The organism is Streptomyces sp. NPDC055506 (genome assembly GCF_053643595.1).
On record NZ_JBSHKH010000026.1, the window covers coordinates 38,687 to 64,782 of the forward strand.

The window sequence follows — 26,096 nt, forward strand, 5'->3', positions numbered from 1 at the left end:
CTCAGACACGCACACAGCAACGAGGAGCAAGCAATGGCGGGCAGCAGCCACGGTCACACCCCGGCCGCCTGGACCGGTGTCACGATCGCCTTCATCGGTTTCTGCGTCGCGGGCGCGTTCATGGTGTTGGACCAGCCGGTGGGCTTCTGGGCGGGCATGGTCGTCGTGCTGCTCGGCGGTGTCGTCGGCGCGGCCATGCGGGCGATGGGCATGGGCCAGCCCAAGGACCTGCACCAGCCGCACGTGATGACGGGCGACCGCGAGCCGGCTCGCGCCGAGGGCTGAACCCCGCGGAACACCGCGTTCTCGCGTGAGGGGCGGCCGGCACTCGGGTGCCGGGACCGCCCCTCACGCGCGTGCGGGGCACAATGCGTACCGTGAACACCGACAGCCGAAGGGTGACGCGCGGCGTCCCGAGCCGCCTGGCCGCCCCCGCCGGGGTGCTCGCGGCCGTGGCCGCCGCCTTCGCCTACGTGGGCACGGTGGACCCCAACGAACCCGGCCACTACCCCGTCTGCCCGCTGCTGCGCTACACCGGCCTGTACTGCCCCGGCTGCGGCGGACTGCGCAGCGCGCACGCCTTCGTCCACGGCGATCTCGCGGCGGCGCTCCAGGACAACGCGCTCGCCGTCCTCGGCTATCTGGGCTTCGCCGTACTGTGGACCGTATGGGTGGTCCACGCCCTACGGGGGCGCCCGCTGCGGATCGATCCACGGCCGGTGCTGGTGTGGAGCCTCGGCGCGTTGCTGCTGGTCTTCACGGTTGTCCGGAACCTGCCCTTCGGTGGCTGGCTCCACCCTTGATCCATGGGCAGACGTCCAGTATGGGGGCACCTCCCGCCCGAGCATGCGAAGCTGGTTCGAGGGTGGGGGAGGGACCGGCGTCAACCGGATGCGAGGCCTACGCCCTGCTGCGGATACCATCGCAGTGACCATCGGTTTTCGACTGGTCGCTGGAACTGTCAAGCGTCTGGAAGGGGGCCGCTCGCGTGAGTGTGCTCGACGAGATCATCGACGGAGTCCGTGCCGACCTCGCGGAGCGGCAGGCGCGCGTCAGCCTCGACGAGCTCAAGGAGCGCGCGGCGAAGGCTCCCGCGGCCAAGGACGGCGCGGCCGCGCTCCGCGGCGACGGCGTCAAGGTCATCTGCGAGGTCAAGCGCTCCAGCCCGTCCAAGGGCGCGCTGGCCGCGATCGCCGACCCGGCCGGGCTCGCCGCCGACTACGAGGCGGGCGGCGCGGCCGTCATCTCGGTGCTGACGGAACAGCGGCGCTTCGGCGGCTCGCTCGCCGACCTCGAGGCGGTCCGCGCCCGCGTGGACATCCCGGTCCTGCGCAAGGACTTCATCGTCACGTCGTACCAGCTCTGGGAGGCCCGGGCCTACGGCGCCGACGTCGTCCTGCTGATCGTCGCGGCCCTCGAACAGCCCGCCCTGGAGTCCCTCATCGAGCGCGCCGAGTCCATCGGGCTCACGCCGCTGGTCGAGGTGCACGACGAGGACGAGGTCGAGCGGGCGGTCGACGCGGGAGCCCGCGTGATCGGCGTCAACGCGCGCAACCTCAAGACCCTCGAGGTCGACCGCGGCACCTTCGAGCGTGTGGCCCCCGAGATCCCCGACCACATCATCAAGATCGCCGAGTCCGGCGTCCGCGGCCCGCACGACCTCATCGCCTACGCCAACGCCGGCGCCGACGCGGTCCTGGTCGGCGAGTCCCTCGTCACCGGCAAGGACCCCAAGACGGCGGTCTCCGACCTGGTGGCGGCGGGCGAACACCCCGCACTCCGGCACGGCCGGAGCTGATCACCCGCTAGGCTTGCCCCGATGACTCTCACCATGACGACCGTGGACCGGTACGCCCGCCTCGCGCGCGGCTGCCGCCCCCGCGGCTGCCGAGCCCCCGCGCGCCGCGTACACGGCCGCCGGGTCCGCTACGTCATCGGTGACGAACCGGGCCAGGTCAACGGCATGCGATGGCAGCGCCCCTCTTTTGCTTTTGGGGGCGCGGGGAACTGCGCGAACGGCCACAGCGGTTCCGCAGTCGACTGACAACCCTTGCCCCCACGGCGACTAGTGCATTCCACACACACTCACCGTGAGGTATTCGCATGCCCAGCCAGTTCTTCATCCCCGACCCGGAGGGTCAAACCCCCAGCCCCGAAGGCTACTTCGGGGCGTTCGGCGGCAAGTTCATCCCCGAGGCCCTCGTCGCCGCAGTCGACGAGGTAGCCGTCGAATACGACAAGGCCAAGCACGACCCCGAGTTCGCCAGGGAACTCGACGACCTCCTGGTCAACTACACCGGCCGCCCCAGCTCCCTCACCGAGGTCCCCCGGTTCGCCGAGCACGCCGGCGGCGCCCGGGTCTTCCTGAAGCGGGAAGACCTCAACCACACCGGCTCCCACAAGATCAACAACGTGCTCGGCCAGGCCCTGCTCACCAAGCGCATGGGCAAGACCCGCGTCATCGCCGAGACGGGCGCCGGCCAGCACGGCGTCGCCACGGCCACCGCGTGCGCGCTCTTCGGTCTCGAGTGCACGATCTACATGGGCGAGATCGACACCCAGCGCCAGGCCCTCAACGTCGCCCGCATGCGCATGCTCGGCGCCGAGGTCATCGCCGTGAAGTCCGGCAGCCGCACGCTGAAGGACGCCATCAACGAGGCCTTCCGCGACTGGGTCGCCAACGTCGACCACACGCACTACCTCTTCGGTACGGTCGCCGGCCCGCACCCCTTCCCGGCCATGGTCCGCGACTTCCACCGGGTCATCGGCGTCGAGACCCGCCGTCAGCTCCTGGAGCGCGCCGGGCGCCTCCCCGACGCGGCCGTCGCCTGTGTCGGCGGCGGCTCCAACGCCATCGGCCTCTTCCACGCCTTCATCCCGGACATGGACGTACGCCTCATCGGCTGCGAGCCGGCGGGCCACGGCGTCGAGACCGGCGAACACGCGGCCACCCTGACCGCCGGCGAGCCCGGCATCCTGCACGGCTCGCGCTCCTACGTTCTCCAGGACGAGGAGGGCCAGATCACCGAGCCGTACTCGATCTCGGCCGGTCTGGACTACCCGGGCATCGGCCCCGAGCACTCCTACCTCAAGGACTCCGGCCGCGGCGAGTACCGCGCGGTCACCGACGACGCGGCCATGCAGGCCCTGCGCCTGCTGTCCCGCACCGAGGGCATCATCCCGGCCATCGAGAGCGCCCACGCGCTGGCCGGTGCCCTGGAGGTCGGCAAGGAGCTGGGCAAGGACGGGCTGATCGTGGTCAACCTGTCCGGCCGCGGCGACAAGGACATGGACACCGCAGCCCGCTACTTCGGCCTCTACGACACCGACGCCGAGGTCGCCGCCGACGCGGACACCGACACCGCCGAGATCGAGGGGGACGCCAAGTGAGCGGGAACATCCAGCTGTTGGGCGACACGCTCGCCACGGCGAAGTCCGAGGGCCGGTCCGCCCTCATCGCCTACCTCCCGGCCGGGTTCCCGACCGTGGACGGCGGCATCGAGGCGATCAAGGCCGTCATCGACGGCGGCGCCGACATCGTCGAGGTGGGCCTGCCGCACAGCGACCCCGTCCTCGACGGCCCCGTCATCCAGACCGCCGACGACATCGCCCTGCGCGGCGGCGTCAAGATCGCCGACGTGATGCGCACCGTCCGCGAGGCCCACCGGGCCACCGGCAAGCCCATCCTGGTCATGACGTACTGGAACCCCATCGACCGCTACGGCGTCGAGCGGTTCACGGCCGAGCTCGCCGAGGCGGGCGGCGCCGGGTGCATCCTGCCCGACCTGCCCGTGCAGGAGTCGGCGCTGTGGAGGGAGCACGCGGAGAAGCACGGGCTGGCCACGGTCTTCGTCGTCGCCCCCAGCAGCAAGGACCAGCGGCTCGCGGACATCACCGCCGCAGGCAGCGGCTTCGTCTACGCCGCATCCCTCATGGGCGTCACCGGCACCCGCGCGACCGTCAGCTCGCAGGCCGAGAACCTGGTGGAACGCACCCGCGCCACCGGCACCGGCCTGCCGGTCTGCGTGGGTCTCGGCGTCTCCAACGCCACCCAGGCCGCCGAGGTCGCCCGCTTCGCCGACGGCGTGATCGTCGGCTCGGCGTTCGTCAAGGCCATGCTGGACGCGCCGGACGACGCGGCCGGAGTCGAGGCCGTCCGGGCGCTCGCCAGCGACCTCGCGAAGGGCGTGCGCGGACAGGCGTAAGAAACCGGGAAGTCATACCGGTCCCTCTTACGGGTGGACCTGGGGCTGGGGAGGCGCGCTGCGCCTCCCCGGTTCGTTTCCGGGGTGTGAGCGAGAAGAACCGTGAGGGAAAGCGCACCGCCCGGGAGAAGCTGGCGGTCGAGCGCGAGAAGCAGAAGTCCGCGGACAAGCGCCGGCGCGCACTGATCGTGGGCGGGGCCGTCGTCGCCGTCCTGGGGCTCGCGGCGGTGATCGGCGTCGTCGCCGCCAACGCCGGCAAGGAGGACGAAAGCGAGGCGTCGGGCCCGGTCGTGGCTCCCTCGGGAGCACAGGGCAAGGACGGCCTCGCCATCCCGGTCGGCAAGGACAGCGCCAAGTCCACGCTCACGGTGTGGGAGGACTTCCGCTGCCCGGCCTGCAAGTCCTTCGAGACGACGTACCGGCCGGTGATCCACGAGCTGACCGAGGCCGGTGCGCTGAAGGTGGAGTACCACCTGGTCACCCTCATCGACGGCAACATGGGCGGCACCGGCTCCCGCAACGCGGCCAACGCCGCGGCCTGCGCCCAGGACGCCGGGAAGTACCCCGCGTACCACGACGTGCTCTTCGACAACCAGCCCCCCGAGGTCGACGACGCCTACGCCGACAACGACAAGCTGATCGAGCTGGCCGGCAAGGTCGACGGCCTGGACACCCCCGCCTTCCGCAAGTGCGTGCAGAACGGCACGCACAACGGCTGGGTCGCCAAGTCCCACGAGGCGTTCAACAAGGGCGGCTTCTCGGGCACGCCGACCGTGCTGTTCAAGGGCGAGAACATCTACCAGGACCGGGCGATGACCCCGGCGAAGCTGAAGAAGATGGTGCTGGAGGCGAACAAGGGGTAAAGGCTTTTCTCACGCCCCCGTTATGGACCCGTAGCCGGGCTGCCTGCCGTGGGCCCGGTGCGGCAGGGTAGCGTCGACCTTGCCATGGAACTTGCCTTCATTCCCAGCCCGTCGCGCGGGGTGCTGTACCTCGGCCCCATTCCGCTGCGCGGCTACGCGTTCTGCATCATCATCGGCGTCTTCGTTGCCGTCTGGCTCGGCAACAAGCGCTGGATCGCCCGGGGCGGGCGGGCCGGCACGGTGGCCGACATCGCGGTCTGGGCCGTGCCCTTCGGCCTGGTCGGCGGCCGGCTCTACCACGTGATCACGGACTACGAGCTGTACTTCAGCGAGGGCCGTGACTGGGTGGACGCCTTCAAGATCTGGGAGGGCGGTCTCGGCATCTGGGGCGCGATCGCGCTGGGTGCGCTGGGCGCGTGGATCGGCTGCCGCCGCCGGGGCATCCCGATGCCGGCCTACGCCGACGCCGTCGCCCCCGGTATCGCCCTCGCACAGGCCATCGGCCGCTGGGGCAACTGGTTCAACCAGGAGCTGTACGGCAAGCCGACCGACCTGCCGTGGGCCCTGGAGATCACGTCCTCGGCGGACGGGCGGGTGCCGGGCACCTACCACCCGACGTTCCTGTACGAGTCGCTGTGGTGCATCGGCGTCGCGGTCCTGGTCATCTGGGCCGACCGCCGCTTCCGGCTCGGCCACGGGCGGGCGTTCGCGCTGTACGTCGCCGCGTACTGCGCGGGGCGCGGCTGGATCGAGTACATGCGCGTCGACGACGCCCACCACATCCTGGGCCTCCGGCTGAACGTGTGGACCGCGATCTTCGTGTTCCTGCTCGCGGTCGCCTACCTGGTGATCTCGTCGAAGAAGAGCCCCGGCAGGGAAGAGGTCGTGGAGCCCGGTGCGCAGGCCTCCGTCGGTGAAGCCGACAAGGGCGAGAAGACCGATGACGCCGCCGACGAGGACGGCGAGGCCGAGGGCGAGGCCACGGACGACGAGGCCAAGGACGGGGCCGGGTCGGCCAAGAAGACCTGACCGTCCGCCGTACCCGTACGTGTGACCGAGGGCGCCCGGAGATGTTCCGGGCGCCCTCGGTGTGTCTCAGCGGCGGCGGGCCAGGGACAGGGTGCGCTGGGCCGCCGTCACCACCGCCGCGTCGACGAAGCTCCCGTCCGGGAGAGCCTGGGCGCCCTGCTGCGTCGCCGCCGCCTTGAGGATCGTCTCCGCCTCCTCGATCTCCTCCGCGGTCGGCAGATAGGCCTGTTCGATGACCGGCAGCTGACGGGGGTGGATCGCGGCGCGGCCCAGGAAGCCCAGGGCACGGCCGTGGGCGCAGGAGGCGGCCAGGCCCGCCAGATCGCGGACGTCCGGGTGGACCGACTGCGCCGGCGGGGGCAGGCCGGCCGCCCGGGCGGCCACGATCACCCGGGAGCGGGACCAGTCGAGACCCGCGTCGTCCCGTACGCCCAGGTCGGCCCGCAGGTCCGCCTCTCCGAGCGCGATGCCCCGCAGGGACGGATGGGCCGTGGCGACGGCGTACGCCTGTTCCACACCGAGGGCCGTCTCCAGGAGGGCGTACAGGGGCAGCCCAGGAGGGACGGCGCGCTCGGCGATCCGCACGACCTCCGCGGGCGAGGTGATCTTGGGGAATCGCAGGGCGCAGAGGCCGGGAGCGCGGGACACGGCCGCGATGTCGGGCGCGGCCCACGGGGTGTCCAGGGCGTTGACGCGGACGTGGACCGGGACCGGCGGCAGGTCGCCGAGCAGGTCGGCGGTGGCGGCGCGGGCGTAGGCCTTGCGGTCCTGGGCGACCGCGTCCTCCAGGTCGACGACGACGATGTCGGCGCCGCAGACGAGCGCCTTCGCCACCACCTGTGGGCGGTCGCCCGGGGCGTACAGCCAGGTGAGCGGGTAGGCCGCCGTCATAGGGCGCCCTCCGCGCGCAGCGCCGTGACGTCGGCCGGGGACAGGCCCAGCTCGGTCAGGACCTCGTCCGTGTCGGCGCCGTGCGGGCGGCCGGCCCAGCGGATCGCGCCGGGCGTCGCGGAGAGACGGAAGAGGACGTTCTGCATGCGCAGGGGGCCCAGTTCCGGGTCGTCGACCGTGGTGATGGTGTTCAGGGCCTGGTACTGCGGATCCGCCATCACGTCCCGGACGTCCTGGACCGGGGCCACCGCCGCCTCCGCCTTCTCGAAGGCCGCCAGGACGTCCGTGCGGGTGCGCGCGGCGATCCAGGAGCCGACGGCCTCGTCCAGGAGGTCGGCGTGGCCGGCCCGGTCGGCGCCCGTGGCGAACCACGGCTCGTCGATCAGCTCCGGGCGGCCGACCAGGTGCATCACGCGCTCCGCGACCGACTGGGCCGACGTCGAGACCGCGACCCAGGTGCCGTCCGCCGTGCGGTAGACGCCGCGCGGGGCGTTGTTGGGGGAGCGGTTGCCGGTGCGGGGCTGGACGTGGCCGAGCTGGTCGTACCAGAGGGGCTGGGGGCCGAGGGCGGCCAGGATCGGTTCGATCAGGGCCATGTCGACGACCTGGCCCTCGCCGGTGCGCTCGCGTGCCGCCAGCGCGGTCATCACCGCGTACGCCGTCGTCAGGCCCGCGATGGAGTCGGCCAGGCCGAACGGCGGCAGGGTCGGGGGCGCGTCCGGTTCGCCGGTGATCGCGGCGAAGCCGCTCATCGCCTCGGCGAGGGTGCCGAAGCCGGGGCGGTGCGCGTAGGGGCCGAACTGGCCGAAGGCGGTGACGCGGGCCAGGACCAGGCGGGGGTTGGCGGCCGACAGTTCCGGCCAGCCCAGGTCCCACTTCTCCAGGGTGCCGGGGCGGAAGTTCTCGATGACCACGTCGGCCGTGGCGGCGAGGCGCAGGAGGGTGGTGCGGCCGCCCGGTTTCGACAGGTCCAGGGTGATGGTGCGCTTGTTGCGGCCGAGCGTCTTCCACCACAGGCCGATGCCGTCCTTCGACGGTCCGTGGCCGCGGGAGGGGTCCGGTTTCGACGGGTGCTCGACCTTGACGACCTCCGCGCCGAAGTCGCCGAGCAGGGTCGCGGCGAGCGGGCCGGCGAAGAGGGTGGCGAGGTCGAGGACGCGGAGGCCGGTGAGGGGAGCGGTCGTGGCGGCGGTCATGGGCGGTGGGTCTCCCGGTGCGTGAGGTGGGCGAGTGCGTCGAAGCCGATGCCGTCGAAGTCGCCGATGGATGTGGCGAGACGGTTCTTCAACGGGGCCGTCCAGCGGTCGGGGAGCGCCGCGGGGTGCCCGGCCAGCAGACCGGCGACGCTGCCGGCCGTCGCGCCGTTGGAGTCGGTGTCCCAACCGCCGCTCACGGCACGGCAGATGGACCCGGTGAAGTCGCCGTTCGCGTGGGTGAGGGCGGCGGCGATCAGGGCGGTGTTGGGGACGGCGTGCACCCAGTGGTGGGTGTCCGCGTGGGTGGCGTGCAGTGCGTCGACGACCGTGTCGAAGTCGCTGTGCTCCTGGGCCAGTCGGACGGCGTGGCGGACGGCTCGGGCGAGGCGGGAGCGTGGGGGGACGACGGTGAGGCCGGTGCGCAGGCAGGCGTGGATGTCGTGTTCGCCCGTCGCGGCGGTCGCGAGGGTGGCTGCCGCGAACATAGCCGCGTAGACGCCGTTGGCGGTGTGGGTGAGCGTGGCGTCGCGGTGGGCCTGCTCCGCGGCGGCGGCCGGGTCGCCGGGGTGGGTCCAGCCGTGGACGTCGGCGCGGATCAGGGCGCCGATCCATTCGCGGAACGGGTTGCGGTGGCGAGCGGTGTGCGGGGGTTCCAGGCCGGAGAGGAGATTGCGGTAGGCGATGCGCTCGGCGGTGAAGGTGCGGCCGGCGGGGAGTTCGTCGAGCCAGGTGCGGGCCACGTCCGTGGTGGTGAAGGCGCTGCCGTGGCGTTGGAGGACGAGGAGGTTGAGGAGGGGTAGTTGAGGTCGTCGTCCTCGGGCATGCCGTCGATGTTCTCGGCGAGGGAGGTGGTCGCCGAGCGGCGGTTCCAGGGGTGTGCGGTGAGGAGGTCTTGGGGGACGCCTCGGGCTGTGAAGTAGGTGGTGAGGGGCCAGTTGCCGGTGGACTTGGCCAACTGGCGGATGGCTTCCAGGGGGAGCTTTTCTACTGGCTTGCCCAGGAGGCAGCCCACGGCGCGGCCGAGCCAGGCGGCTTCCAGGCGCTGCGGGGTGGTGGCCGGGGTCGGGGTTGGGGCGCTCGCCCGCGCTGGCGGGGTGCCGCTGCGCCCACCCGTGCCGCCCCAGCGGCACGATTGCCCGCAGCTAAGCGGGTCGTAGGCTGTCGGCCAGTTCGGGCACAGGCGTCTGATCTCCTCCAGGTCCGTTGGTTCGTCGTCGGCCAAGGCGCTCGGCAGGTCCGCCAGTTCGTCCAGGAGGTCCTCTGCCAGCTGGCGGAGGTAGCGGGACGCCGGGGTCGGGGACGCGCCTGCCGCGAGGGGGGCCTCCGGGCCGCCTGCCGCTCGCCAGCGGGCCGCGATCGCCTTCGGCTCGCGGCCGTCCTGGGATGCCTGGCGGAGTTCGTGGCCGATCAGGTCCTCCGGCTGGACCCAGGTCAGTCGGAGCATTCCGGGCCTCCGAGGGACGCGAACGCCTCTTCGTGGGCGCGACGGCGGGACACGTCCCGGGCGAAGATCTCGCGGGCGACGGCGGTGAGGGTCGTAGCCGGTTCCCAGAGGTCCAGGCGGCTGGCCTCCGCGACCGTCTTGGACCAGTCCTGGGGGATCGGCGAGCCGAGGGCGCCGGCGATGGCCCCTGCCATCGTGGCGATGGAGTCGCAGTCACGGCCGTAGTTCACCGCGCCGAGGACCGCGTGACGGTAGTCGCCCCGGGCCACGAGCAACATGCCCAGGGCTACGGGTAGTTCCTCGATCGCGTGCAGTCGGGAAGGGCGGCGGGCGCCGAGGGAGGGGGACCGGTAGTCGGGGCCGACCGTGTCGTAGGGGGCCACCGCCTCGCGCAGGGGGCGTAGCGCCGACTCGAAGTCCGTGTGCCGGGAGGCCTCCTCACAGACCCGCTCGATGGCGGTGCGGGTGCCGTCCTTCGCGAGGGAGAGGCACGTCGAGACTACCGAGTCCGGGGTCGCCCCGGGCGTGCACGCCGCCGCGACCGCCGCGGCCAGGACGCCCGCCGCCTCACGGCCGTACGACGACTGGTGCGCGCCCGCGATGTCGAGGGCCTCGGCGTAGGCGGCACGGGGGTCGGCCGCGTTGACCAGGCCGACCGGGGCCATGTACATCGCCGCGCCGCAGTTGACGATGTTGCCGGTGCCGGCCTCGCGCGGGTCGGCATGGCCGTAGTGGATTCTCGTCACCAGCCATTTCTCGGCCAGGAAGATCCGTTGGAGGGGGAGGGCCTCGGTCTCCAGTTCCGGGATCCAGCGTGGCTCGGTCATCAGGTCGGGGACCAGGTGGTCGGCGACCGCGTAGGCGTCCAGGTGGTCGCGGACCCGGGCGTAGACGCGGACCAGGGCGTGGGTCATCAAGGTGTCGTCGGTGACGTGGCCGTCGCCCTTGTGGTACGGGGCGAGGGGGCGGGCCGTGCGCCAGGCGTCGCCGTGCCAGGGGCCGACGATGCCGTGGACGCGGCCGCCGTGGCGTTCCAGGATCTGCTCGGGTGAGTAGCCCTCGACGGGGCCGCCGAGGGCGTCGCCGACGGCGGCTCCTACCAGGGCACCGGTGATCCGCTCGTCCAGTGGGGCGTTTTGGTGGGATTTGGGCTTCATGGCCGCATCATCCACCTGGGCGGGACGGTTGTGCGGCTTCCAGGAGTTCGGCGAGTTCCACGAGGTCGGTGCCGGTGAGGCGGGGCAGGACGCAGCCGGAGAGCGTGCGGCAGGTCTCCCGCCAGGAGGTCGGGATCGATGCGCCGCCGCCCAGCGCGCCGGTGAGGGCGCCCGCCAGGGCCGGGGCGGAGTCCGCGACCCGGGACAGACAGGCCGCCGCCGGGACCGCCTCCGTGATGCGGCCGCGGGCGGCGGTGGCCAGGGCGAGGGCGACCGGCACCGTTTCGGCGGCGGCGATGCCGTAGCTGTAGACGTGGTCGACGATCTGGTGTTCCAGGTGCGGGACCAGGGCGAAGGCGCTGTCCGCCGCGGCGGCGAGACGCAGTGCGTGCCGGGCGTTGCGGCCGATCTCCGTCTCCTCGGGGAGTTCGGCGAGGGCCGCCGTGACACAGGCGTCGACGTTCGCCCCGGCCAGGGCGAGGGCAAGGGCCGCCGCCATCGCGCGGGCGCCGTGCACGCCGTCGCCGTCCTGGGTGTAGCGGGCGTCGAACTCGGCGAGGGCGGCGGCGCGGCCGGGGTCGCCCGGGTGGGCCATGGCCAGGACGCAGGCACGTACGCAGGCCGCGTCGTCGAAGTAGTGCGGGTTGTCGTGGCCGGTGGCGGGCGGTCGCAGGCCGGTGGCGAGGTTGCCGAGGCCGGCGCGGACGGAGATGCGGGCGCGCAGGGGGAGGACGGCGGACTCGATCTCGGGGGCGCGGTCCGTCGCGGCGGCGACCTCGCTGGCGATGGCGTTCCAGGTGAGGTCGATCGCGGCGCGGGTGCGGCGTTCCCGGCTGAGGTCGTTCAGGACGGTGTCGTCGCCGGCGCGGAGGAGGGCCTCGGCGGCGAAGGCCGCCCATTCGGCGTCGTCGGAGGGGCCGAGGCGGAGGGGTTCGGGGGGTTGGTTGAGGGCGATGGGGACGGGGAGGGTGGTGGTGGCGTTGTGTTCGGCGAAGGTGTCCAGTTCGCGGGTGAGGCGGCGGGTCCAGTCGGGCATGCGGGCGGCTCTGTGACGGGCGGCGGGCCAGCCGGCGGCGTCTCCGGCGGCGAGGCCGAGCAGGAGGCCTTCGGCCTTTTTGTCTTCCGCCCGCGCACTGCCCGTAACTGTCACCCGAGGGGTCCTGGTCTCCCGTGGGGCGTCTTCGCCGTCGGCGGCTGACGGTGGTGCCAGGGGGGTCATGCTCGTACCTCCGTCTCGCTGTCCGCTGTCAGCAGGTCCGCCACGTCCACCACGTGGTAGCCCGCCATCGCCGGGAGGCATCGGCCGCGGACCGGGCCGATGGGGGTGGTCCAGGCCTGCGGGATCGCCGAGACGCCCCGTGTCGCGCCCGCCAGGGCACCCGCCACCGCCGCCGTCGTGTCCGCGTCGCGGCCCATGTTCACCGCTGTCAGGACGGACTGCTCGAAGTCGCCGTCGGCCGCCGCGTACGCGCCGAAGGCGAGGGCGACCGCCTCGGGGGCCAGGTCGGTCCAGGGGTAGCCGCCGATGACGACCGCGGAGCGGACCGCGCGTTCGCCGCGGTGGGCCACCGCCACCGCCCGGCGCAGACAGCGGGCCGTCCACGAGTCGTCGGGCACGACCGCGAGCGCGGCGGCCACCACCGCGATCGGCGGGGCGCCCGCCATCGCCGCCGCCACACCCGCCGCCACCGCCTGGCCGCCGTAGATGCCCTCGCCGTCGTGGCTCACCGAGCCGTCGATCGCCACCAGACGGGCCGCTTCCGCCGGGCGGCCCGCCGCGAACACCCCGAAGGGGGCCGCGCGCATGGCCAGGCCGTCGCTCCAGGCATGCCGGTGCTGGGCGGAGATGGGCGCGGCGAGTCCTCGGCGGAGGTTCTCCAGCGTGCCGCGTTCGCTGAAGCCGGCGCCCCGGAAGGGGCCCTCGTCGCGGTCGGCGATCCACTCGTGCCAGGCCGCCTCCACATGCGCCGGCGTGAGTGCCGAGCCGTGCCGGGCCAGGAGGAGGCCGGAGAAGATCGCGTACTCGGTGTCGTCCGTGCCCGACGGGTTATCAGAGACGTAGCCGGTGATGCGGCCCCACCGGGCGCGGATCTCGGAGGGCTTCATGTTCTCGGCCGGGGCCCCGAGGGCGTCACCGACGGCCAGGCCCAGCAGCGCGCCCCGTGCCCGTTCGCGGAGTCCGGCGGCGTCCCCGGGCGCCGGGACGGAGGGGATGCAGGCGATCGATGCCATACGGCATGTGTCCCACTCCGGCGACCGCCCCGAGCCTCGGGAGCCACAGCATCACCCGGTCGACATCTGCGCGGGGTCATGATCAAGTGAGCGGAAAAGGGTAAAGCCGCAGGTTAGCGCAGCCTTTCCTTGCTGGCGGCGCCGGAATTCACGGCGTACTTTGGGTGTTGTAAAAATCTGGAACTCGTCCAAAGAAGCCGTTGAGCAAGGAAATCGGGGATCTTTCATGGCCATCATCGAGACCGAGGCGACGCTGCACGAGGCGCACCGGGACAACCACACGCACCGGGACGTGAACGGCGGCTGGCTGCGTCCCGCGGTGTTCGGCGCCATGGACGGCCTCGTCTCCAACCTGGCCCTGATGACCGGTGTCGCGGGCGGGGCCGTAAGTCAGCAGACCGTCGTCCTGACCGGACTCGCGGGTCTGGCCGCCGGCGCCTTCTCCATGGCCGCAGGCGAGTACACCTCGGTGGCCTCGCAGCGCGAGCTCGTCGAGGCCGAGCTGAACGTGGAGCGGCGTGAGCTGCGCAAGCACCCGCAGGACGAGGAGGCCGAGCTCGCCGCGCTCTACCGGTCGAGAGGGGTCGAGCCGAAGCTGGCCGACGAGGTCGCCCGGCAGCTGTCGAAGGATCCGGAGCAGGCCCTTGAGATCCATGCCCGGGAGGAGCTGGGTATCGACCCGAGTGATCTGCCCTCGCCCACCGTGGCCGCGGTGTCGAGCTTCGGCTCATTCGCGCTGGGCGCGCTGATCCCCGTACTGCCGTATCTGCTGGGTGCGAGCACCCTGTGGCCCGCGGTGCTGCTGGCGCTGCTGGGGCTTTTCCTGTGCGGCGCGGTGGTGGCCAAGGTGACGGCACGCACCTGGTGGTACAGCGGGCTGCGGCAGCTGTTCCTCGGTGGCGCGGCGGCCGGTGTGACGTACGCCCTGGGCGCCTTGTTCGGAACGGCCGTAGGATAGCTCGGCTCGGACTTATGCGTTGGGCCGTATAAGTAGCCGTTACTCGCTGGTTTCGGATGTGCAACCACGGGGCATGAGCCGTAAGCGCTGCGGGCAATGACGCTCGCCGCGCACCCCCAGCGGGAGGGGCGAAGACGCCTTTTCCGCCATCGGGCCCGACGGGCATCGATCTCACCCGGTCGTTCCGTACTGGCTCCCCATAGCTTCCACCGTCGGCGCGGAACCCCCACCGTGTACCTGCGGTGTCCGCATGCTGGAACGGATTATCCCGCTTCCCGAGAACCGCTCCATCATGTAACCTGCACGAAATTTTGCGATCACGCAGAGGGCCAGCGTCGTCCCTCGGCACCTTGCATATGCCACATGACGACGACGGGAGAGCCGATGCGTACGCCGCGCCAGCCGTCCCAGCACTCCGCGAATGGCCAGAACTGGTCGTTCATGGATGCTCGCCCTGCTGCGCAGGGTATGTACGACCCCCGCAACGAGCACGACGCCTGTGGCGTCGGCTTCGTCGCCACCCTCACAGGCGAGGCGTCCCACACCCTGGTCGAGCAGGCCCTGACCGTCCTGCGCAACCTCGAACACCGCGGTGCCACCGGCTCCGAGCCCGACTCCGGCGACGGCGCCGGCATCCTGTCGCAGGTCCCGGACGCCTTCTTCCGTGACGTGGCCGGATTCGAGCTGCCCGAGGCCGGCGGATACGCCGTCGGTATCGCCTTCCTGCCGGAGGACTCCACCGCCGACGCCGTCTCGAAGATCGAGACGATCGCGTCCGAGGAGGGCCTCACCGTGCTCGGCTGGCGCGAGGTGCCGGTCGCTCCCCAGCTGCTGGGCGCCACCGCCCGGTCGACCATGCCGGTCTTCCGCCAGATCTTCGTCGGAGACGGTGCCGCGGTGCCCTCGACGGGTATCGCCCTCGACCGCAAGGCCTTCGTGCTGCGCAAGCGCGCCGAGCGCGAGGCCGGTGTGTACTTCCCGTCGCTGTCCGCGCGGACCATCGTCTACAAGGGCATGCTGACCACCGGCCAGCTCGAGCCCTTCTTCCCGGACCTGTCCGACCGCCGGTTCGCCTCCGCGGTCGCGCTCGTGCACTCCCGGTTCTCGACGAACACCTTCCCGTCGTGGCCGCTGGCCCACCCCTACCGCTTCGTCGCGCACAACGGTGAGATCAACACCGTCAAGGGCAACCGCAACTGGATGGTCGCCCGCGAGTCGCAGCTGGTCTCCGACCTGTTCGGGTCGGACGACAAGGCCCTCGAGCGGATCTTCCCGGTCTGTACGCCGGACGCCTCCGATTCCGCCTCCTTCGACGAGGTCCTCGAACTCCTGCACCTGGGCGGCCGTTCCCTGCCGCACTCCGTGCTGATGATGATCCCGGAGGCGTGGGAGAACCACGACTCCATGGACCCGGCCCGGCGCGCCTTCTACCAGTTCCACTCCACGATGATGGAGCCCTGGGACGGCCCGGCCTGTGTCACCTTCACCGACGGCACCCAGGTCGGCGCGGTGCTCGACCGCAACGGTCTGCGCCCCGGCCGCTACTGGGTCACCGACGACGGCCTCGTCGTCCTCGGCTCCGAGGTCGGCGTCCTGGACATCGACCCGGCCAAGGTCGTCCGCAAGGGCCGCCTGCAGCCCGGCCGCATGTTCCTCGTGGACACCGCCGAGCACCGCATCATCGAGGACGACGAGATCAAGGCCGAGCTCGCCGCCGAGAACCCGTACGCGGAGTGGCTGGAGGCCGGCGAGATCGAGCTGGGCGACCTGCCCGAGCGCGAGCACATCGTCCACACCCACGCCTCGGTCACCCGCCGCCAGCAGACCTTCGGTTACACCGAGGAGGAGCTGCGCGTCCTCGTCGCGCCGATGGCCAAGGCCGGTGCCGAGCCGATCGGCTCGATGGGCACCGACTCGCCGATCGCGGCGCTCTCGGACCGCCCGCGCCTGCTCTTCGACTACTTCACCCAGCTGTTCGCGCAGGTCACCAACCCGCCGCTGGACGCGATCCGCGAGGAGCTCGTCACCTCGCTGCGCTCCTCGCTGGGCCCTCAGGGCAACCTGCTCGACCCGCACGCGGCCTCCTGCCGCAGTGTCGTGCTGCCCTTCCCGGTCATCGACAACGACGAGCTGGCCAAGCTCATCCACATCAACGCCGACGGCGACATGCCCGGCTTCAAGGCCGCGACGCTGTCCGGCCTGTACCGGGTGCACGGCGGTGGTGACACCCTGGCCGCGCGCATCGAGGAGATCTGCGCCGAGGCCGACGCCGCGATAGAGAACGGCGCCCGGCTGATCGTCCTGTCGGACCGCCACTCGGACGCCGAGCACGCGCCGATCCCGTCGCTGCTGCTCACCGCTGCCGTCCACCACCACCTCATCCGCACCAAGCAGCGCACCCAGGTGGGCCTGCTGGTCGAGGCCGGTGACGTCCGCGAGGTCCACCACGTCGCCCTGCTCATCGGCTACGGCGCCGCCGCCGTCAACCCGTACCTGGCGATGGAGTCCGTCGAGGACCTGGTCCGCGCCGGCACCTTCCTGCCCGGCATCGAGTCCGAGAAGGCCATCCGCAACCTCATCTACGCCCTTGGCAAGGGCGTGCTGAAGGTCATGTCCAAGATGGGCATCTCGACCGTCGCCTCCTACCGAGGCGCCCAGGTCTTCGAGGCCGTCGGCCTGGACGAGACCTTCGTCGAGAAGTACTTCAACGGCACGGCCACCAAGATCGGCGGCGTCGGCATCGACGTCATCGCCAAGGAGGTCGCCGCCCGCCACGCCAAGGCCTACCCGGCCTCCGGCATCGCCCCGGCGCACCGCGCGCTGGAGATAGGCGGCGAGTACCAGTGGCGCCGTGAGGGCGAGCCGCACCTGTTCGACCCGGACACGGTCTTCCGCCTCCAGCACTCCACGCGCGCCGGCCGCTACGACATCTTCAAGAAGTACACCGAGCGCGTGAACGAGCAGTCCGAGCGGCTGATGACGCTGCGCGGCCTGTTCGGCTTCAAGACCGAGGGCCGGCAGCCCATCTCCATCGACGAGGTCGAGCCGGTCTCCGAGATCGTCAAGCGGTTCTCGACGGGCGCCATGTCGTACGGCTCCATCTCCCAGGAGGCGCACGAGACCCTCGCCATCGCCATGAACCAGCTGGGCGGCAAGTCCAACACCGGTGAGGGCGGCGAGGACCCGGAGCGTCTGTACGACCCGGCCCGCCGGTCGTCCATCAAGCAGGTCGCCTCCGGCCGCTTCGGTGTGACCTCCGAGTACCTGGTCAACGCGGACGACATCCAGATCAAGATGGCCCAGGGCGCCAAGCCCGGCGAGGGCGGCCAGCTGCCCGGCCACAAGGTCTACCCGTGGGTCGCCAAGACGCGTCACTCGACGCCGGGCGTCGGCCTCATCTCGCCGCCGCCGCACCACGACATCTACTCCATCGAGGACCTGGCCCAGCTGATCCACGACCTGAAGAACGCGAACCCGCAGGCGCGGATTCACGTCAAGCTGGTCTCCGAGGTCGGCGTCGGCACGGTCGCCGCGGGTGTCTCCAAGGCGCACGCGGACGTCGTCCTGATCTCCGGCCACGACGGTGGCACGGGCGCCTCGCCGCTGACGTCGCTCAAGCACGCCGGCGGTCCCTGGGAGCTCGGCCTGGCCGAGACCCAGCAGACGCTGCTGCTCAACGGCCTGCGCGACCGCATCGTCGTGCAGACCGACGGCCAGCTCAAGACCGGCCGTGACGTGGTCATCGCCGCGCTGCTCGGCGCCGAGGAGTTCGGTTTCGCGACCGCGCCGCTCGTCGTCTCCGGCTGCGTCATGATGCGCGTCTGCCACCTGGACACCTGCCCGGTCGGCATCGCCACCCAGAACCCGACGCTGCGCGAGCGCTACTCCGGCAAGGCCGAGTACGTCGTGAACTTCTTCAAGTACATCGCCGAAGAGGTCCGCGAGATCCTCGCCGAGCTGGGCTTCCGCTCCATCGAGGAGGCCGTCGGCCACGCCGAGGCCCTCGACGTCACCCGCGCGGTCGACCACTGGAAGGCACAGGGCCTGGACCTGGAGCCGCTGTTCCACGTGCCCGAGCTGCCCGAGGGCGCGGTCCGCCACCAGCTGATCGCCCAGGACCACGGTCTGGAGAAGGCGCTCGACAACCAGCTGATCAAGCTGGCCGCCGACGCCCTGTCCGCCTCGGACGCCACCGAGGCCCAGCCGGTGCGCGCCCAGGTGCAGATCCGCAACATCAACCGCACGGTCGGCACCATGCTCGGCCACGAGGTGACGAAGAAGTTCGGCGGCGCGGGCCTGCCCGACGACACCGTCGACATCACCTTCACCGGTTCCGCCGGCCAGTCCTTCGGCGCGTTCGTGCCGCGCGGTGTGACGCTGCGCCTGGAGGGCGACGCCAACGACTACGTCGGCAAGGGCCTCTCCGGCGGCCGGGTGATCGTCCGCCCGGACCGGGGCGCCGACCACCTCGCCGAGTACTCGACGATCGCGGGCAACACCATCGCCTACGGCGCGACCGGCGGCGAGCTGTTCCTGCGCGGTCGCACCGGCGAGCGGTTCTGCGTCCGCAACTCCGGCGCCACGGTCGTCTCCGAGGGCGTGGGCGACCACGGCTGCGAGTACATGACCGGCGGTCACGCGGTGGTGCTCGGCGAGACGGGCCGCAACTTCGCGGCCGGTATGTCCGGCGGTATCGCGTACGTCATCGACCTGGACCGCGACAACGTCAACGTCGGCAACGTGGACGCCGTCGAGCCGCTGGACGACACCGACAAGCAGTGGCTGCACGACGTGGTCCGCCGCCACCAGGAGGAGACGGGCTCGACCGTCGCCGAGAAGCTCCTGGCCGAGTGGGACACCGCCGTCGAGCGCTTCAGCAGGATCATCCCCAGCACGTACAAGGCAGTGCTCGCCGCCAAGGACGCCGCCGAGCGAGCCGGTCTCTCCGAGACCGAGACCCACGAGAAGATGATGGAGGCGGCGATCAATGGCTGACCCGAAGGGCTTTCTGAACCACGGCCGCGAGGTCGCCAAGTCCCGTCCGGTCGAGGAGCGCCTCAAGGACTGGAACGAGGTCTACGTCCCCGGCTCCCTGCTGCCCATCATCAGCAAGCAGGCCAGCCGCTGCATGGACTGCGGCATCCCGTTCTGCCACAACGGCTGTCCGCTGGGGAACCTCATCCCCGAGTGGAACGACTACGCCTACCGCGAGGACTGGGCCGCCGCCTCGGAGCGGCTGCACGCGACGAACAACTTCCCGGAGTTCACGGGCCGTCTGTGCCCCGCTCCCTGTGAGTCGGCGTGTGTGCTCGGCATCAACCAGCCGGCCGTCACCATCAAGAACGTCGAGGTCTCGATCATCGACAAGGCGTGGGAGACCGGGGACGTCGCCCCGCAGATCCCGGAGCGCCTGTCCGGCAAGACGGTCGCGGTCGTCGGCTCGGGCCCGGCCGGTCTCGCCGCCGCCCAGCAGCTGACCCGGGCCGGTCACACGGTCGCCGTCTACGAGCGCGCCGACCGCATCGGAGGCCTCCTCCGCTACGGCATCCCCGAGTTCAAGATGGAGAAGCGGCACATCAACCGCCGTATCGAGCAGATGCGCGCGGAGGGCACCCGCTTCCGCACGGGCATCGAGATCGGCCGCGACCTGAAGGCGACGGACCTGAGGAAGCGGTACGACGCGGTCGTCCTGGCCGTCGGCGCGACCACGGCCCGCGATCTGCCGGTGCCCGGGCGCGAACTCAAGGGCATCTACCAGGCCATGGAGTACCTGCCCCTGTCCAACAAGGTCCAGGAGGGCGACTTCGTGGCGCCCCCCATCACGGCCGAGGGCAAGCACGTCGTGGTCATCGGCGGCGGCGACACCGGCGCGGACTGCGTGGGCACCGCCCACCGCCAGGGCGCGGCCTCCGTCACGCAGCTGGAGATCATGCCCCGCCCGGGCGAGGAGCGGAACGCGGCCACTCAGCCGTGGCCGACCTTCCCCATGCTGTACAAGGTCACCTCGGCCCACGAGGAGGGCGGCGACCGCGTCTACTCGGTGTCGACGACCCACTTCGAGGGCGACGAGGACGGCAACGTCCAGTGGCTGCACCTCACCGAGGTGGAGTTCATCGACGGCAAGCTGACCCCGAAGCCGGGCTCCGAGCGCAAGATCCCCGCCCAGCTGGTCACCCTCGCCATGGGCTTCACCGGCACCGACCGCGACAACGGCCTGGTCGACCAGTTCGGCCTGGACCTCGACGAGCGGGGCAACATCGCCCGCGACGCCGACTTCCAGACCAACGTGCCGGGCGTGTTCGTCGCCGGTGACGCGGGCCGTGGCCAGTCGCTCATCGTGTGGGCGATCGCGGAGGGCCGCTCGGCCGCGCGCGGGGTGGACCGCCGCCTCACGGGCGTCAGCGAGCTGCCGGCCCCGATCCGCCCGACGGACCGTGCGCTGATGGTCTGACGCGCACCCCAGTACGTCCCGTACAAAGGCGTGCGGAACACAGATAGCGCCTGCCCTGCAGTCCCCGACCGGACGACCGGGCAGGCGCTGTCGCACGTCTGCCGGCGTCAGCCGTTCGCGTCCGGCCACACCTGGATGTGGTCCTCCTCCAGCTCCAGCAGCACCCGGTCCGCCATGCCCAGCGCCGTCGTGTACTCGTCCGGCAGCTGCAGGCGGCCCGCGCGGTCGAGCATCGCGTACTCGCGGGCCACCAGGGACTCCCGGCCCGCCTCGTCGACCTCCGTGCGGCGCAGTACCTCCGTCGAGGTGCGGCCGTCGCGGATGGCCACCGTGCGGCGGACCTCGCCGGCGACCGCCTGGTCGTGCGTGACGATGACGATTGTCGTGCCCAGCTCCTCGTTGGCCCGGCGGAACGCCGCGAAGACCTGCTGCCCGGTCGCCGAGTCCAGTTCGCCGGTCGGCTCGTCGGCGAGCAGTACGGCGGGTGCGTTGGCCAGGCCGACGGCGATCGCGACGCGCTGCTGCTGACCGCCGGACAGCTGCCCCGGACGCCGGTCCCGGCAGTCGGCGACACCGAGCATGGCCAGCAGGTCGTCCGCCCGTCCGGCCCGTTTCCGGCGCGAGGCCCCCGCCAGTTGCATGGGCAGGGCGACGTTCTGCGCCGCCGTCAGATAGGGCAGCAGATTGCGTGCCGTCTGCTGCCAGACGAAGCCGACCACCTCACGCCGGTAACGCAGCCGCGCCTTGGCGTCCATCGCCAGCAGATCGCGGCCCGCGACCTTCGCTGCGCCGGCGGTCGGGACGTCCAGGCCCGCGAGGATGTTCATCAAGGTCGACTTGCCGCTGCCGGACGCCCCCACCAGGGCCATCAACTCGCCCTCCCGCACCAGCAGATCGAGCCCCTGGAGCGCCTGCACCTCCATGGCGTCCCCGCCCCCGCGCTTGGCGAAGATCCGCACCAGCCGGTCGCAGGCGATCAGGGCGTCATGCCCTGTAGGCGGGCCGGTCGCGGTGGTGGGCCGCCCGCCGCTCCAGCTCCGCCAGCGACTCCGTCGTACCGCTCATCGCATGTCTCCTGCCCTGAGGTGAGTGACTGGTGTCCGGCGGCCCGCCCACCAGGCCTGCGCGACGGCCACCGCCCCCGCCAGCAGCACCGCGCCCGCTGCGGGCAGGGCCAGCGACCACACATCGGCCCGCAGCGCGGCACCCCCCGGCGCCGTCACGCCGGACGCGTCGGGCAGAGCCAGCCGGTCCAGGTCGATGCCGGGGGCGAGCAGCCCCACCGTGGCCCAGCCGACGGCCATGCCCCCACCGGCCGCGAGCAGCGCCAGGGGCAGCGCCTCCAGGCCGAGCAGCTGCCGCCCCTGGCGGGCCGTCATGCCCAGGGTGCGCAGCCGGGCCAGCAGCGCGGCCCGTTCCGGAGCGGACCGCAGCAGGCCGAGCACCAGGGCGAGCAGGGCGTACCCCGCGCCCGCCACGACGGCCCAGACGTAGATCCGCTCGGCGCCCGCCTGCAACGGCGAGTCGGACAGCGCCGCGCGTTCCTCTCCGCGCAGTGTCACGGAGAGCTCCGCCCCGACGCCCCGCACGGCCGCCCGCAGGGCCTTCGCGTCGAGCCCGGCACCGGCCGCCAGCAGGATCGAAGCACCGCCGGAACCCTTCAGCCCGGCCGCGTCGACCAGCAGGAACTCGCCCTCGGGAAGGGCCGGGGTACGGGGACGCACCGCGGTGATCCGCACCGTGACGGCTCCGCCCGGCAGCACGATCCGGTGCGGTGCCCGCCCCAGCCGCTCGGCGACCTCGGGGGAGGCGACGGCGTCCAGCACCCCGCCGTCGGCCTCCAGCCGGTCGGCCGTGAAACCCCCGAGTCCCATCTGCCCGGCCAACTCCGCGTACGTCTGCGGCTCGACCCCGACCACGGGAAGCGACTGCGACGCGTCGGACTCGCGCTCCGCGCGCCGCGACCGGCCTGGCGGTGATGGAACTGCTGAGGGCCGTGGTCCGCAGCGAGGGCGTCACGGCCCTGGTCGCCACCCACGACCCGCAACTCCTCGGGCTGGCCGACCGGGTGCTGGAACTGAGCGACGGAGTGGTCGTCGGGGAGTGAGGGCTCCGCCGGAAGTGGGAGGGTGGGGCCATGGTCGCGATCAGTCTGAGCAAGGTCCAGGAGACCGCTCCCGCGCTGGTGAGTCTCTACAAGAGCGCCGGCGTCTCCCTCACGAAGCACGGCCTCGACGGGCTGCGGGCCGCGGTCTACCTCGTGGTCGACTACTCCGGCTCGATGAAGCCGTACTACAAGGACGGCAGTGTGCAGGCGCTGGCCGACCGGGTGCTGGGACTCTCGGCGCACCTGGACGACGACGGCACCGTGCCGGTCGTCTTCTTCTCCACCGATGTCGACGCCGAGACCGGGATCGCCCTGGCCGATCACCAGGGGCGGATCGACCGGATCGTGGCCGGGCTCGGGCACATGGGCAAGACCAGCTACCACCTGGCCATGGACGCCGTCATCGACCACTATCTCGACAGCGGGGCGACGGAGCCCGCCCTCGTGATCTTCCAGACCGACGGCGGACCCATCAACAAGCTCGCCGCCGAGCGCTATCTGTGCAAGGCGGCGAGGCTTCCGTTGTTCTGGCAGTTCATCGGCTTCGGAGACCCGGGCAGCAAGCAGTTCGACTTCCTGCGCAAGCTCGACGAGCTGGCCGTGCCGGGCAAGCGGGTCGTCGACAACGCCGGGTTCTTCCACGCGGGCGAAGATCCGCGGAGGGTGGCGGACGCCGAGCTGTACGACCGGCTGGTGGGCGAGTTCCCGAAGTGGCTGGTGGCCGCCCGGGCGGCGGGGATCGTGCCACCGGTCTGAGCCCGGCCCGGTCACCCGCTCGTCCCCTTGGCCTATCCGTCCTTACGTCCCATTTGCACCGTCGCGATGCCGTGCCACTCTGGGAAGGATCCCACGGGGAGGCGACGACGTATGGGCGACGACGGCGCACGACGGGTGTACGGGACGGCCTCCGCTCGCAGGAGACCTCCCGCCGGCAAGGGCGAGCGGCTCGCCGACTGGGCGGACGGACGGCTCGGGCTCTACGGGCTGGCCAAGGCCAACATGCGCAAGGTCTTCCCCGACCACTGGTCCTTCATGCTGGGCGAGGTCACCCTCTACAGCTTCATCGTGCTGATCCTCACGGGCGTCTACCTCACCCTGTTCTTCGAGCCCAGCATGCAGGAGGTCGTCTACAACGGCTCCTACACGGAACTCAACGGCGTGCTCATGAGCAAGGCCTTCGAGTCCACGCTGGACATCAGCTTCGACGTGCGCGGCGGCCTGCTGATCCGGCAGATCCACCACTGGGCGGCGCTGGTCTTCATCACCGGCATGCTGGTGCACATGATGCGGGTGTTCTTCACGGGCGCCTTCCGCAAGCCGCGCGAGCTCAACTGGGTCTTCGGCTGGACCCTGCTGATGCTCGGCATCATCACCGGCCTCACCGGCTACTCGCTCCCCGACGACCTGCTCTCCGGCACCGGCATCCGCTTCGCGCAGGGCGCGATCCTGTCGATCCCGATCGTCGGGACGTATCTGTCGTTCTTCCTCTTCGGCGGGGAGTTCCCGGGCGAGGACATCATCTCCCGGCTGTACCCGGTTCATGTTCTGCTGCTGCCCGGGATCATGCTGGGCCTGGTCGCCGCCCATCTGATCCTGGTCTTCTACCACAAACACACCCAGTTCCCGGGCCCCGGCCGCAAGGAGCGGTCGGTCGTCGGGATGCCCTTCCTGCCGGTCTACATGGCCAAGGCGGGCGGCTTCTTCTTCCTCGTCTTCGGCGTCCTGACGGTGATGGGCGCGCTCGCCCAGATCAACCCCGTGTGGGCCTTCGGCCCCTACCGACCCGACCTGGTCACCACGGGCGCCCAGCCCGACTGGTACCTCGGGTTCTCCGAGGGCCTGATCCGGGTGATGCCGGGATGGGAGATCAATCTCTGGGGCCACACGCTCGTCCTGGGCGTGTTCATCCCCTTCTCGCTCTTCCCGCTGATCCTGCTCGCCCTCGGCCTCTATCCCTTCATCGAGGCGTGGATCACCGGCGACAAACGCGAGCACCACATCCTGGACCGGCCGCGCAACGCGCCCGTGCGCACCGGCCTGGGCGTGGCCTGGCTGACCCTGTACGCGGTGCTGCTGATCGGCGGCGGCAACGACATCGTGGCCACCCATCTGCATCTGTCCATCAACGTGATCACCTGGTTCGTGCGGATCGGCGTGTTCGTGCTGCCGGTCGTCGCCTTCATCGTCACGAAGAAGATCTGTATGGGCCTCCAGCGCCGCGACCGCGCCAAGGTGCTGCACGGCAGGGAGACCGGCACGATCAAGCGGCTGGCCAACGGCGAGTACATCGAGCTGCACGAGCCCCTCGCGCAGAGCGAGCTGTTCACCCTCACCCAGCACGAGCAGAACCCGCCGTACGAGATCGGGCCCGAGGCCGACGCGGGGGGCGTCCGCCGTAAGGTCAAACGCTCCGAGCGGCTGCGGGCCCGGCTCGCGAAGGCCATGTTCGGCCCCGACGCGCGGATCGAGAAGCCGACGGTGGAGGAGTACCGGGAGATCACCAGCGGCGATCACCAGCCGCACTGACGACCAGGGCCCGGCACTCCACGGGGTCGCCCCAGGCGGTGCGCAGAGCCCGGGCCTTGGTCAGCCACAGCGACAGGTCGTACTCCGCCGTGTAACCGATCGCGCCGTGCAGTTGCAGCGCCGTACGTGCGGTGGTGTACGCCGCCTCGCACGCGGCGACCTTGGCGGCGGCGACATCGGCCGGCCGCATGGTCAGCGCCGCGCCGAACACCAGCGGGCGCGCGAACTCCAGGGCGATCTTCGCGTCGGCCAGCCGGTGCTTGACCGCCTGGAACGAGCCGACGGGCACCCCGAACTGGCTGCGCTGCTTGACGTACGCGACGGTTCTGTCGAGCAGCGCGAGGCCTGCGCCGAGGGCCTGGGCGGCGGTGGCGAGCCGGGCCCAGTCGAGGGCCTGGTCCGTGGCGGTGCCGAGGACCTCGCCGCCGGGGGTGAGGGGGGTGAGACGACGGGCGGGGTCGAGGGAGGGGCGGACGGGGCCGTGGCCGGGGGAGAGGCGGATGCCGTCGGCCATCCAGGAGAGGCGGAGGGTGGCGGCGTCACCGTCCAGGGCGTGCGCACCATCCGGTGCCACCGTCGCCATCGTCTCCCCGGACGCCAGGCCCGGCAGCAGCCGCTTGGCGATCCCCGGGCCCGCCCCCGTGAGGAGCACCGCCGCCGTGATCGTCTCGACCAGCGGGCCCGGTACCGCATGGCGGCCCAGCTCGACGAACGCCACGGCCAGTTCGACGGGGCGCGGCCCCAGTCCCTCGTACGCCTCGGGGACCGCCAGCGCGAACACGCCCGCCTCCGCGACCCGGGCCCACAGCGCCCGCCCGCTCGTATGGTCGCCCCGGCTCCAGTCCCGCACCACCGCCGGTGTGTCTGCCGCCGTCAGCAGGGCGTCCAGGGAGGCGGCGAAGGCGCGTTGCTCGGGGTCGAGGAGGAAGCGCATGGGTGCCCCTTCGGTGTCACCGGATCAGCGGATTCAGCCGGGTCGGCCGCTCCGGCAGGGCTCGCGGCTCCTCCGGCGCCCTCGGCGTCGGCCCGGTCCTCGG

General features: G+C 71.7%; 20 protein-coding genes and 3 pseudogenes. 14 read left to right on the forward strand and 9 right to left on the reverse strand.

Annotated features, from left to right (window positions below):
- Window positions 1–33 precede the first annotated feature (33 nt).
- The 8 genes from ACWIF2_RS13020 (at window position 34) to lgt (ending at window position 6,097) form a co-directional block, all read left to right on the forward strand.
- On the forward strand, window positions 34–285 hold the full coding sequence (locus tag ACWIF2_RS13020) for an HGxxPAAW family protein (RefSeq protein ID WP_454360232.1): 252 nt from the start codon (window positions 34–36) through the stop codon (window positions 283–285).
- A gap of 83 nt (window positions 286–368) precedes the next feature.
- A complete protein-coding gene (locus tag ACWIF2_RS13025; protein WP_454360233.1) occupies window positions 369–803 on the forward strand; it encodes a DUF2752 domain-containing protein in 435 nt (144 codons plus the stop codon).
- Between the two features lie 185 nt (window positions 804–988).
- The gene (gene trpC, locus ACWIF2_RS13030) at window positions 989–1,798 is read left to right on the forward strand and encodes an indole-3-glycerol phosphate synthase TrpC (protein WP_454360234.1); all 810 of its coding nucleotides are present in this window, start codon (window positions 989–991) and stop codon (window positions 1,796–1,798) included.
- Between the two features lie 21 nt (window positions 1,799–1,819).
- Window positions 1,820–2,044 (forward strand): tryptophan biosynthesis modulator TrpM, encoded by a 225-nt coding sequence (gene trpM / locus ACWIF2_RS13035; protein ID WP_454360235.1) that lies wholly within the window; start codon window positions 1,820–1,822, stop codon window positions 2,042–2,044.
- Between the two features lie 59 nt (window positions 2,045–2,103).
- Window positions 2,104–3,390, forward strand: coding sequence for a tryptophan synthase subunit beta (trpB, locus tag ACWIF2_RS13040; RefSeq protein WP_454360236.1), 1,287 nt, complete (start codon window positions 2,104–2,106; stop codon window positions 3,388–3,390).
- Window positions 3,387–4,205 (forward strand): tryptophan synthase subunit alpha, encoded by an 819-nt coding sequence (trpA, locus tag ACWIF2_RS13045; protein WP_454360237.1) that lies wholly within the window; start codon window positions 3,387–3,389, stop codon window positions 4,203–4,205. Before trpB ends, trpA begins: the two co-directional genes overlap by 4 nt.
- Window positions 4,206–4,291: 86 nt before the next feature.
- Window positions 4,292–5,068 (forward strand): DsbA family protein, encoded by a 777-nt coding sequence (locus ACWIF2_RS13050; protein ID WP_454360238.1) that lies wholly within the window; start codon window positions 4,292–4,294, stop codon window positions 5,066–5,068.
- A gap of 84 nt (window positions 5,069–5,152) precedes the next feature.
- Window positions 5,153–6,097 (forward strand): prolipoprotein diacylglyceryl transferase, encoded by a 945-nt coding sequence (gene lgt, locus ACWIF2_RS13055; RefSeq protein ID WP_454360239.1) that lies wholly within the window; start codon window positions 5,153–5,155, stop codon window positions 6,095–6,097.
- 66 nt (window positions 6,098–6,163) lie between these two features.
- Here lgt and ACWIF2_RS13060 read toward each other — a convergent pair whose 3' ends face one another.
- The 6 genes and pseudogenes from ACWIF2_RS13060 to ACWIF2_RS13085 all read right to left on the reverse strand — a co-directional run bounded on the left by ACWIF2_RS13060 (window position 6,164) and on the right by ACWIF2_RS13085 (window position 13,017).
- Window positions 6,164–6,988 (reverse strand): HpcH/HpaI aldolase/citrate lyase family protein, encoded by an 825-nt coding sequence (locus ACWIF2_RS13060; protein WP_454360240.1) that lies wholly within the window; start codon window positions 6,986–6,988, stop codon window positions 6,164–6,166.
- Window positions 6,985–8,184, reverse strand: coding sequence for a CaiB/BaiF CoA transferase family protein (locus tag ACWIF2_RS13065; protein WP_454360241.1), 1,200 nt, complete (start codon window positions 8,182–8,184; stop codon window positions 6,985–6,987). The genes ACWIF2_RS13060 and ACWIF2_RS13065 overlap by 4 nt, the downstream gene beginning before the upstream one ends.
- Window positions 8,181–9,628: pseudogene (locus tag ACWIF2_RS13070) on the reverse strand (ADP-ribosylglycohydrolase family protein). Before ACWIF2_RS13070 ends, ACWIF2_RS13065 begins: the two are co-directional and overlap by 4 nt.
- Window positions 9,616–10,785 (reverse strand): ADP-ribosylglycohydrolase family protein, encoded by a 1,170-nt coding sequence (locus ACWIF2_RS13075; RefSeq protein ID WP_454360242.1) that lies wholly within the window; start codon window positions 10,783–10,785, stop codon window positions 9,616–9,618. Before ACWIF2_RS13075 ends, ACWIF2_RS13070 begins: the two are co-directional and overlap by 13 nt.
- 7 nt (window positions 10,786–10,792) lie before the next feature.
- Window positions 10,793–11,935: an ADP-ribosylglycohydrolase family protein gene (locus tag ACWIF2_RS13080; protein WP_454360243.1), complete on the reverse strand. Its 1,143-nt coding sequence runs from the start codon at window positions 11,933–11,935 to the stop codon at window positions 10,793–10,795.
- A gap of 65 nt (window positions 11,936–12,000) precedes the next feature.
- On the reverse strand, window positions 12,001–13,017 hold the full coding sequence (locus tag ACWIF2_RS13085) for an ADP-ribosylglycohydrolase family protein (protein ID WP_454360244.1): 1,017 nt from the start codon (window positions 13,015–13,017) through the stop codon (window positions 12,001–12,003).
- 226 nt (window positions 13,018–13,243) lie between these two features.
- Between ACWIF2_RS13085 and ACWIF2_RS13090 the strand changes: the two genes are divergently transcribed.
- From ACWIF2_RS13090 to ACWIF2_RS13100, 3 genes are all read left to right on the forward strand, one after another.
- Window positions 13,244–13,975 (forward strand): VIT1/CCC1 transporter family protein, encoded by a 732-nt coding sequence (locus ACWIF2_RS13090; RefSeq protein WP_454360245.1) that lies wholly within the window; start codon window positions 13,244–13,246, stop codon window positions 13,973–13,975.
- 384 nt (window positions 13,976–14,359) lie between these two features.
- The gene (gene gltB, locus ACWIF2_RS13095) at window positions 14,360–18,970 is read left to right on the forward strand and encodes a glutamate synthase large subunit (RefSeq protein ID WP_454360266.1); all 4,611 of its coding nucleotides are present in this window, start codon (window positions 14,360–14,362) and stop codon (window positions 18,968–18,970) included.
- Window positions 18,963–20,426, forward strand: a complete 1,464-nt coding sequence (locus ACWIF2_RS13100; RefSeq protein ID WP_454360246.1) for a glutamate synthase subunit beta — start codon at window positions 18,963–18,965, stop codon at window positions 20,424–20,426. The genes gltB and ACWIF2_RS13100 overlap by 8 nt, the downstream gene beginning before the upstream one ends.
- A 107-nt stretch (window positions 20,427–20,533) precedes the next feature.
- On the opposite strand, the pseudogene ACWIF2_RS13105 reads toward ACWIF2_RS13100, so the two are convergent.
- A pseudogene (locus tag ACWIF2_RS13105) lies at window positions 20,534–21,491 on the reverse strand (ABC transporter ATP-binding protein).
- Window positions 21,488–22,345, reverse strand: coding sequence for a hypothetical protein (locus ACWIF2_RS13110; RefSeq protein WP_454360247.1), 858 nt, complete (start codon window positions 22,343–22,345; stop codon window positions 21,488–21,490). The pseudogene ACWIF2_RS13105 and the gene ACWIF2_RS13110 overlap by 4 nt, the downstream one beginning before the upstream one ends.
- A gap of 38 nt (window positions 22,346–22,383) precedes the next feature.
- Between ACWIF2_RS13110 and ACWIF2_RS13115 the strand changes: the two are divergent.
- The 3 genes and pseudogenes from ACWIF2_RS13115 to qcrB all read left to right on the forward strand — a co-directional run.
- Window positions 22,384–22,533, forward strand: a pseudogene (locus tag ACWIF2_RS13115) (ABC transporter ATP-binding protein); the annotation flags it as partial.
- A gap of 30 nt (window positions 22,534–22,563) precedes the next feature.
- Window positions 22,564–23,289 (forward strand): vWA domain-containing protein, encoded by a 726-nt coding sequence (locus tag ACWIF2_RS13120; protein WP_454360248.1) that lies wholly within the window; start codon window positions 22,564–22,566, stop codon window positions 23,287–23,289.
- A 111-nt stretch (window positions 23,290–23,400) separates the two neighbouring features.
- Window positions 23,401–25,059, forward strand: a complete 1,659-nt coding sequence (qcrB, locus tag ACWIF2_RS13125) for a cytochrome bc1 complex cytochrome b subunit (protein ID WP_454360249.1) — start codon at window positions 23,401–23,403, stop codon at window positions 25,057–25,059.
- Here qcrB and ACWIF2_RS13130 read toward each other — a convergent pair.
- Window positions 25,031–25,993: an acyl-CoA dehydrogenase family protein gene (locus ACWIF2_RS13130; RefSeq protein ID WP_454360250.1), complete on the reverse strand. Its 963-nt coding sequence runs from the start codon at window positions 25,991–25,993 to the stop codon at window positions 25,031–25,033. The two genes, qcrB and ACWIF2_RS13130, sit on opposite strands and share 29 nt — an antisense overlap.
- Between the last annotated feature and the right edge of the window lie 103 nt (window positions 25,994–26,096).

Bases quoted from the DNA above. Each gene is read 5' to 3' on its own strand.
- qcrB (WP_454360249.1), top strand. From the start codon at position 23,401: ATGGGCGACGACGGCGCACGACGGGTGTACGGGACGGCCTCCGCTCGC.
- ACWIF2_RS13065 (WP_454360241.1), bottom strand. From the start codon at position 8,184: ATGACCGCCGCCACGACCGCTCCCCTCACCGGCCTCCGCGTCCTCGAC.
- lgt (WP_454360239.1), top strand. From the start codon at position 5,153: ATGGAACTTGCCTTCATTCCCAGCCCGTCGCGCGGGGTGCTGTACCTC.
- ACWIF2_RS13100 (WP_454360246.1), top strand. From the start codon at position 18,963: ATGGCTGACCCGAAGGGCTTTCTGAACCACGGCCGCGAGGTCGCCAAG.
- ACWIF2_RS13020 (WP_454360232.1), top strand. From the start codon at position 34: ATGGCGGGCAGCAGCCACGGTCACACCCCGGCCGCCTGGACCGGTGTC.
- ACWIF2_RS13120 (WP_454360248.1), top strand. From the start codon at position 22,564: ATGGTCGCGATCAGTCTGAGCAAGGTCCAGGAGACCGCTCCCGCGCTG.
- ACWIF2_RS13090 (WP_454360245.1), top strand. From the start codon at position 13,244: ATGGCCATCATCGAGACCGAGGCGACGCTGCACGAGGCGCACCGGGAC.
- ACWIF2_RS13085 (WP_454360244.1), bottom strand. From the start codon at position 13,017: ATGGCATCGATCGCCTGCATCCCCTCCGTCCCGGCGCCCGGGGACGCC.
- gltB (WP_454360266.1), top strand. From the start codon at position 14,360: ATGCGTACGCCGCGCCAGCCGTCCCAGCACTCCGCGAATGGCCAGAAC.
- trpM (WP_454360235.1), top strand. From the start codon at position 1,820: ATGACTCTCACCATGACGACCGTGGACCGGTACGCCCGCCTCGCGCGC.
- ACWIF2_RS13075 (WP_454360242.1), bottom strand. From the start codon at position 10,785: ATGAAGCCCAAATCCCACCAAAACGCCCCACTGGACGAGCGGATCACC.
- ACWIF2_RS13025 (WP_454360233.1), top strand. From the start codon at position 369: ATGCGTACCGTGAACACCGACAGCCGAAGGGTGACGCGCGGCGTCCCG.
- ACWIF2_RS13130 (WP_454360250.1), bottom strand. From the start codon at position 25,993: ATGCGCTTCCTCCTCGACCCCGAGCAACGCGCCTTCGCCGCCTCCCTG.
- trpB (WP_454360236.1), top strand. From the start codon at position 2,104: ATGCCCAGCCAGTTCTTCATCCCCGACCCGGAGGGTCAAACCCCCAGC.
- ACWIF2_RS13060 (WP_454360240.1), bottom strand. From the start codon at position 6,988: ATGACGGCGGCCTACCCGCTCACCTGGCTGTACGCCCCGGGCGACCGC.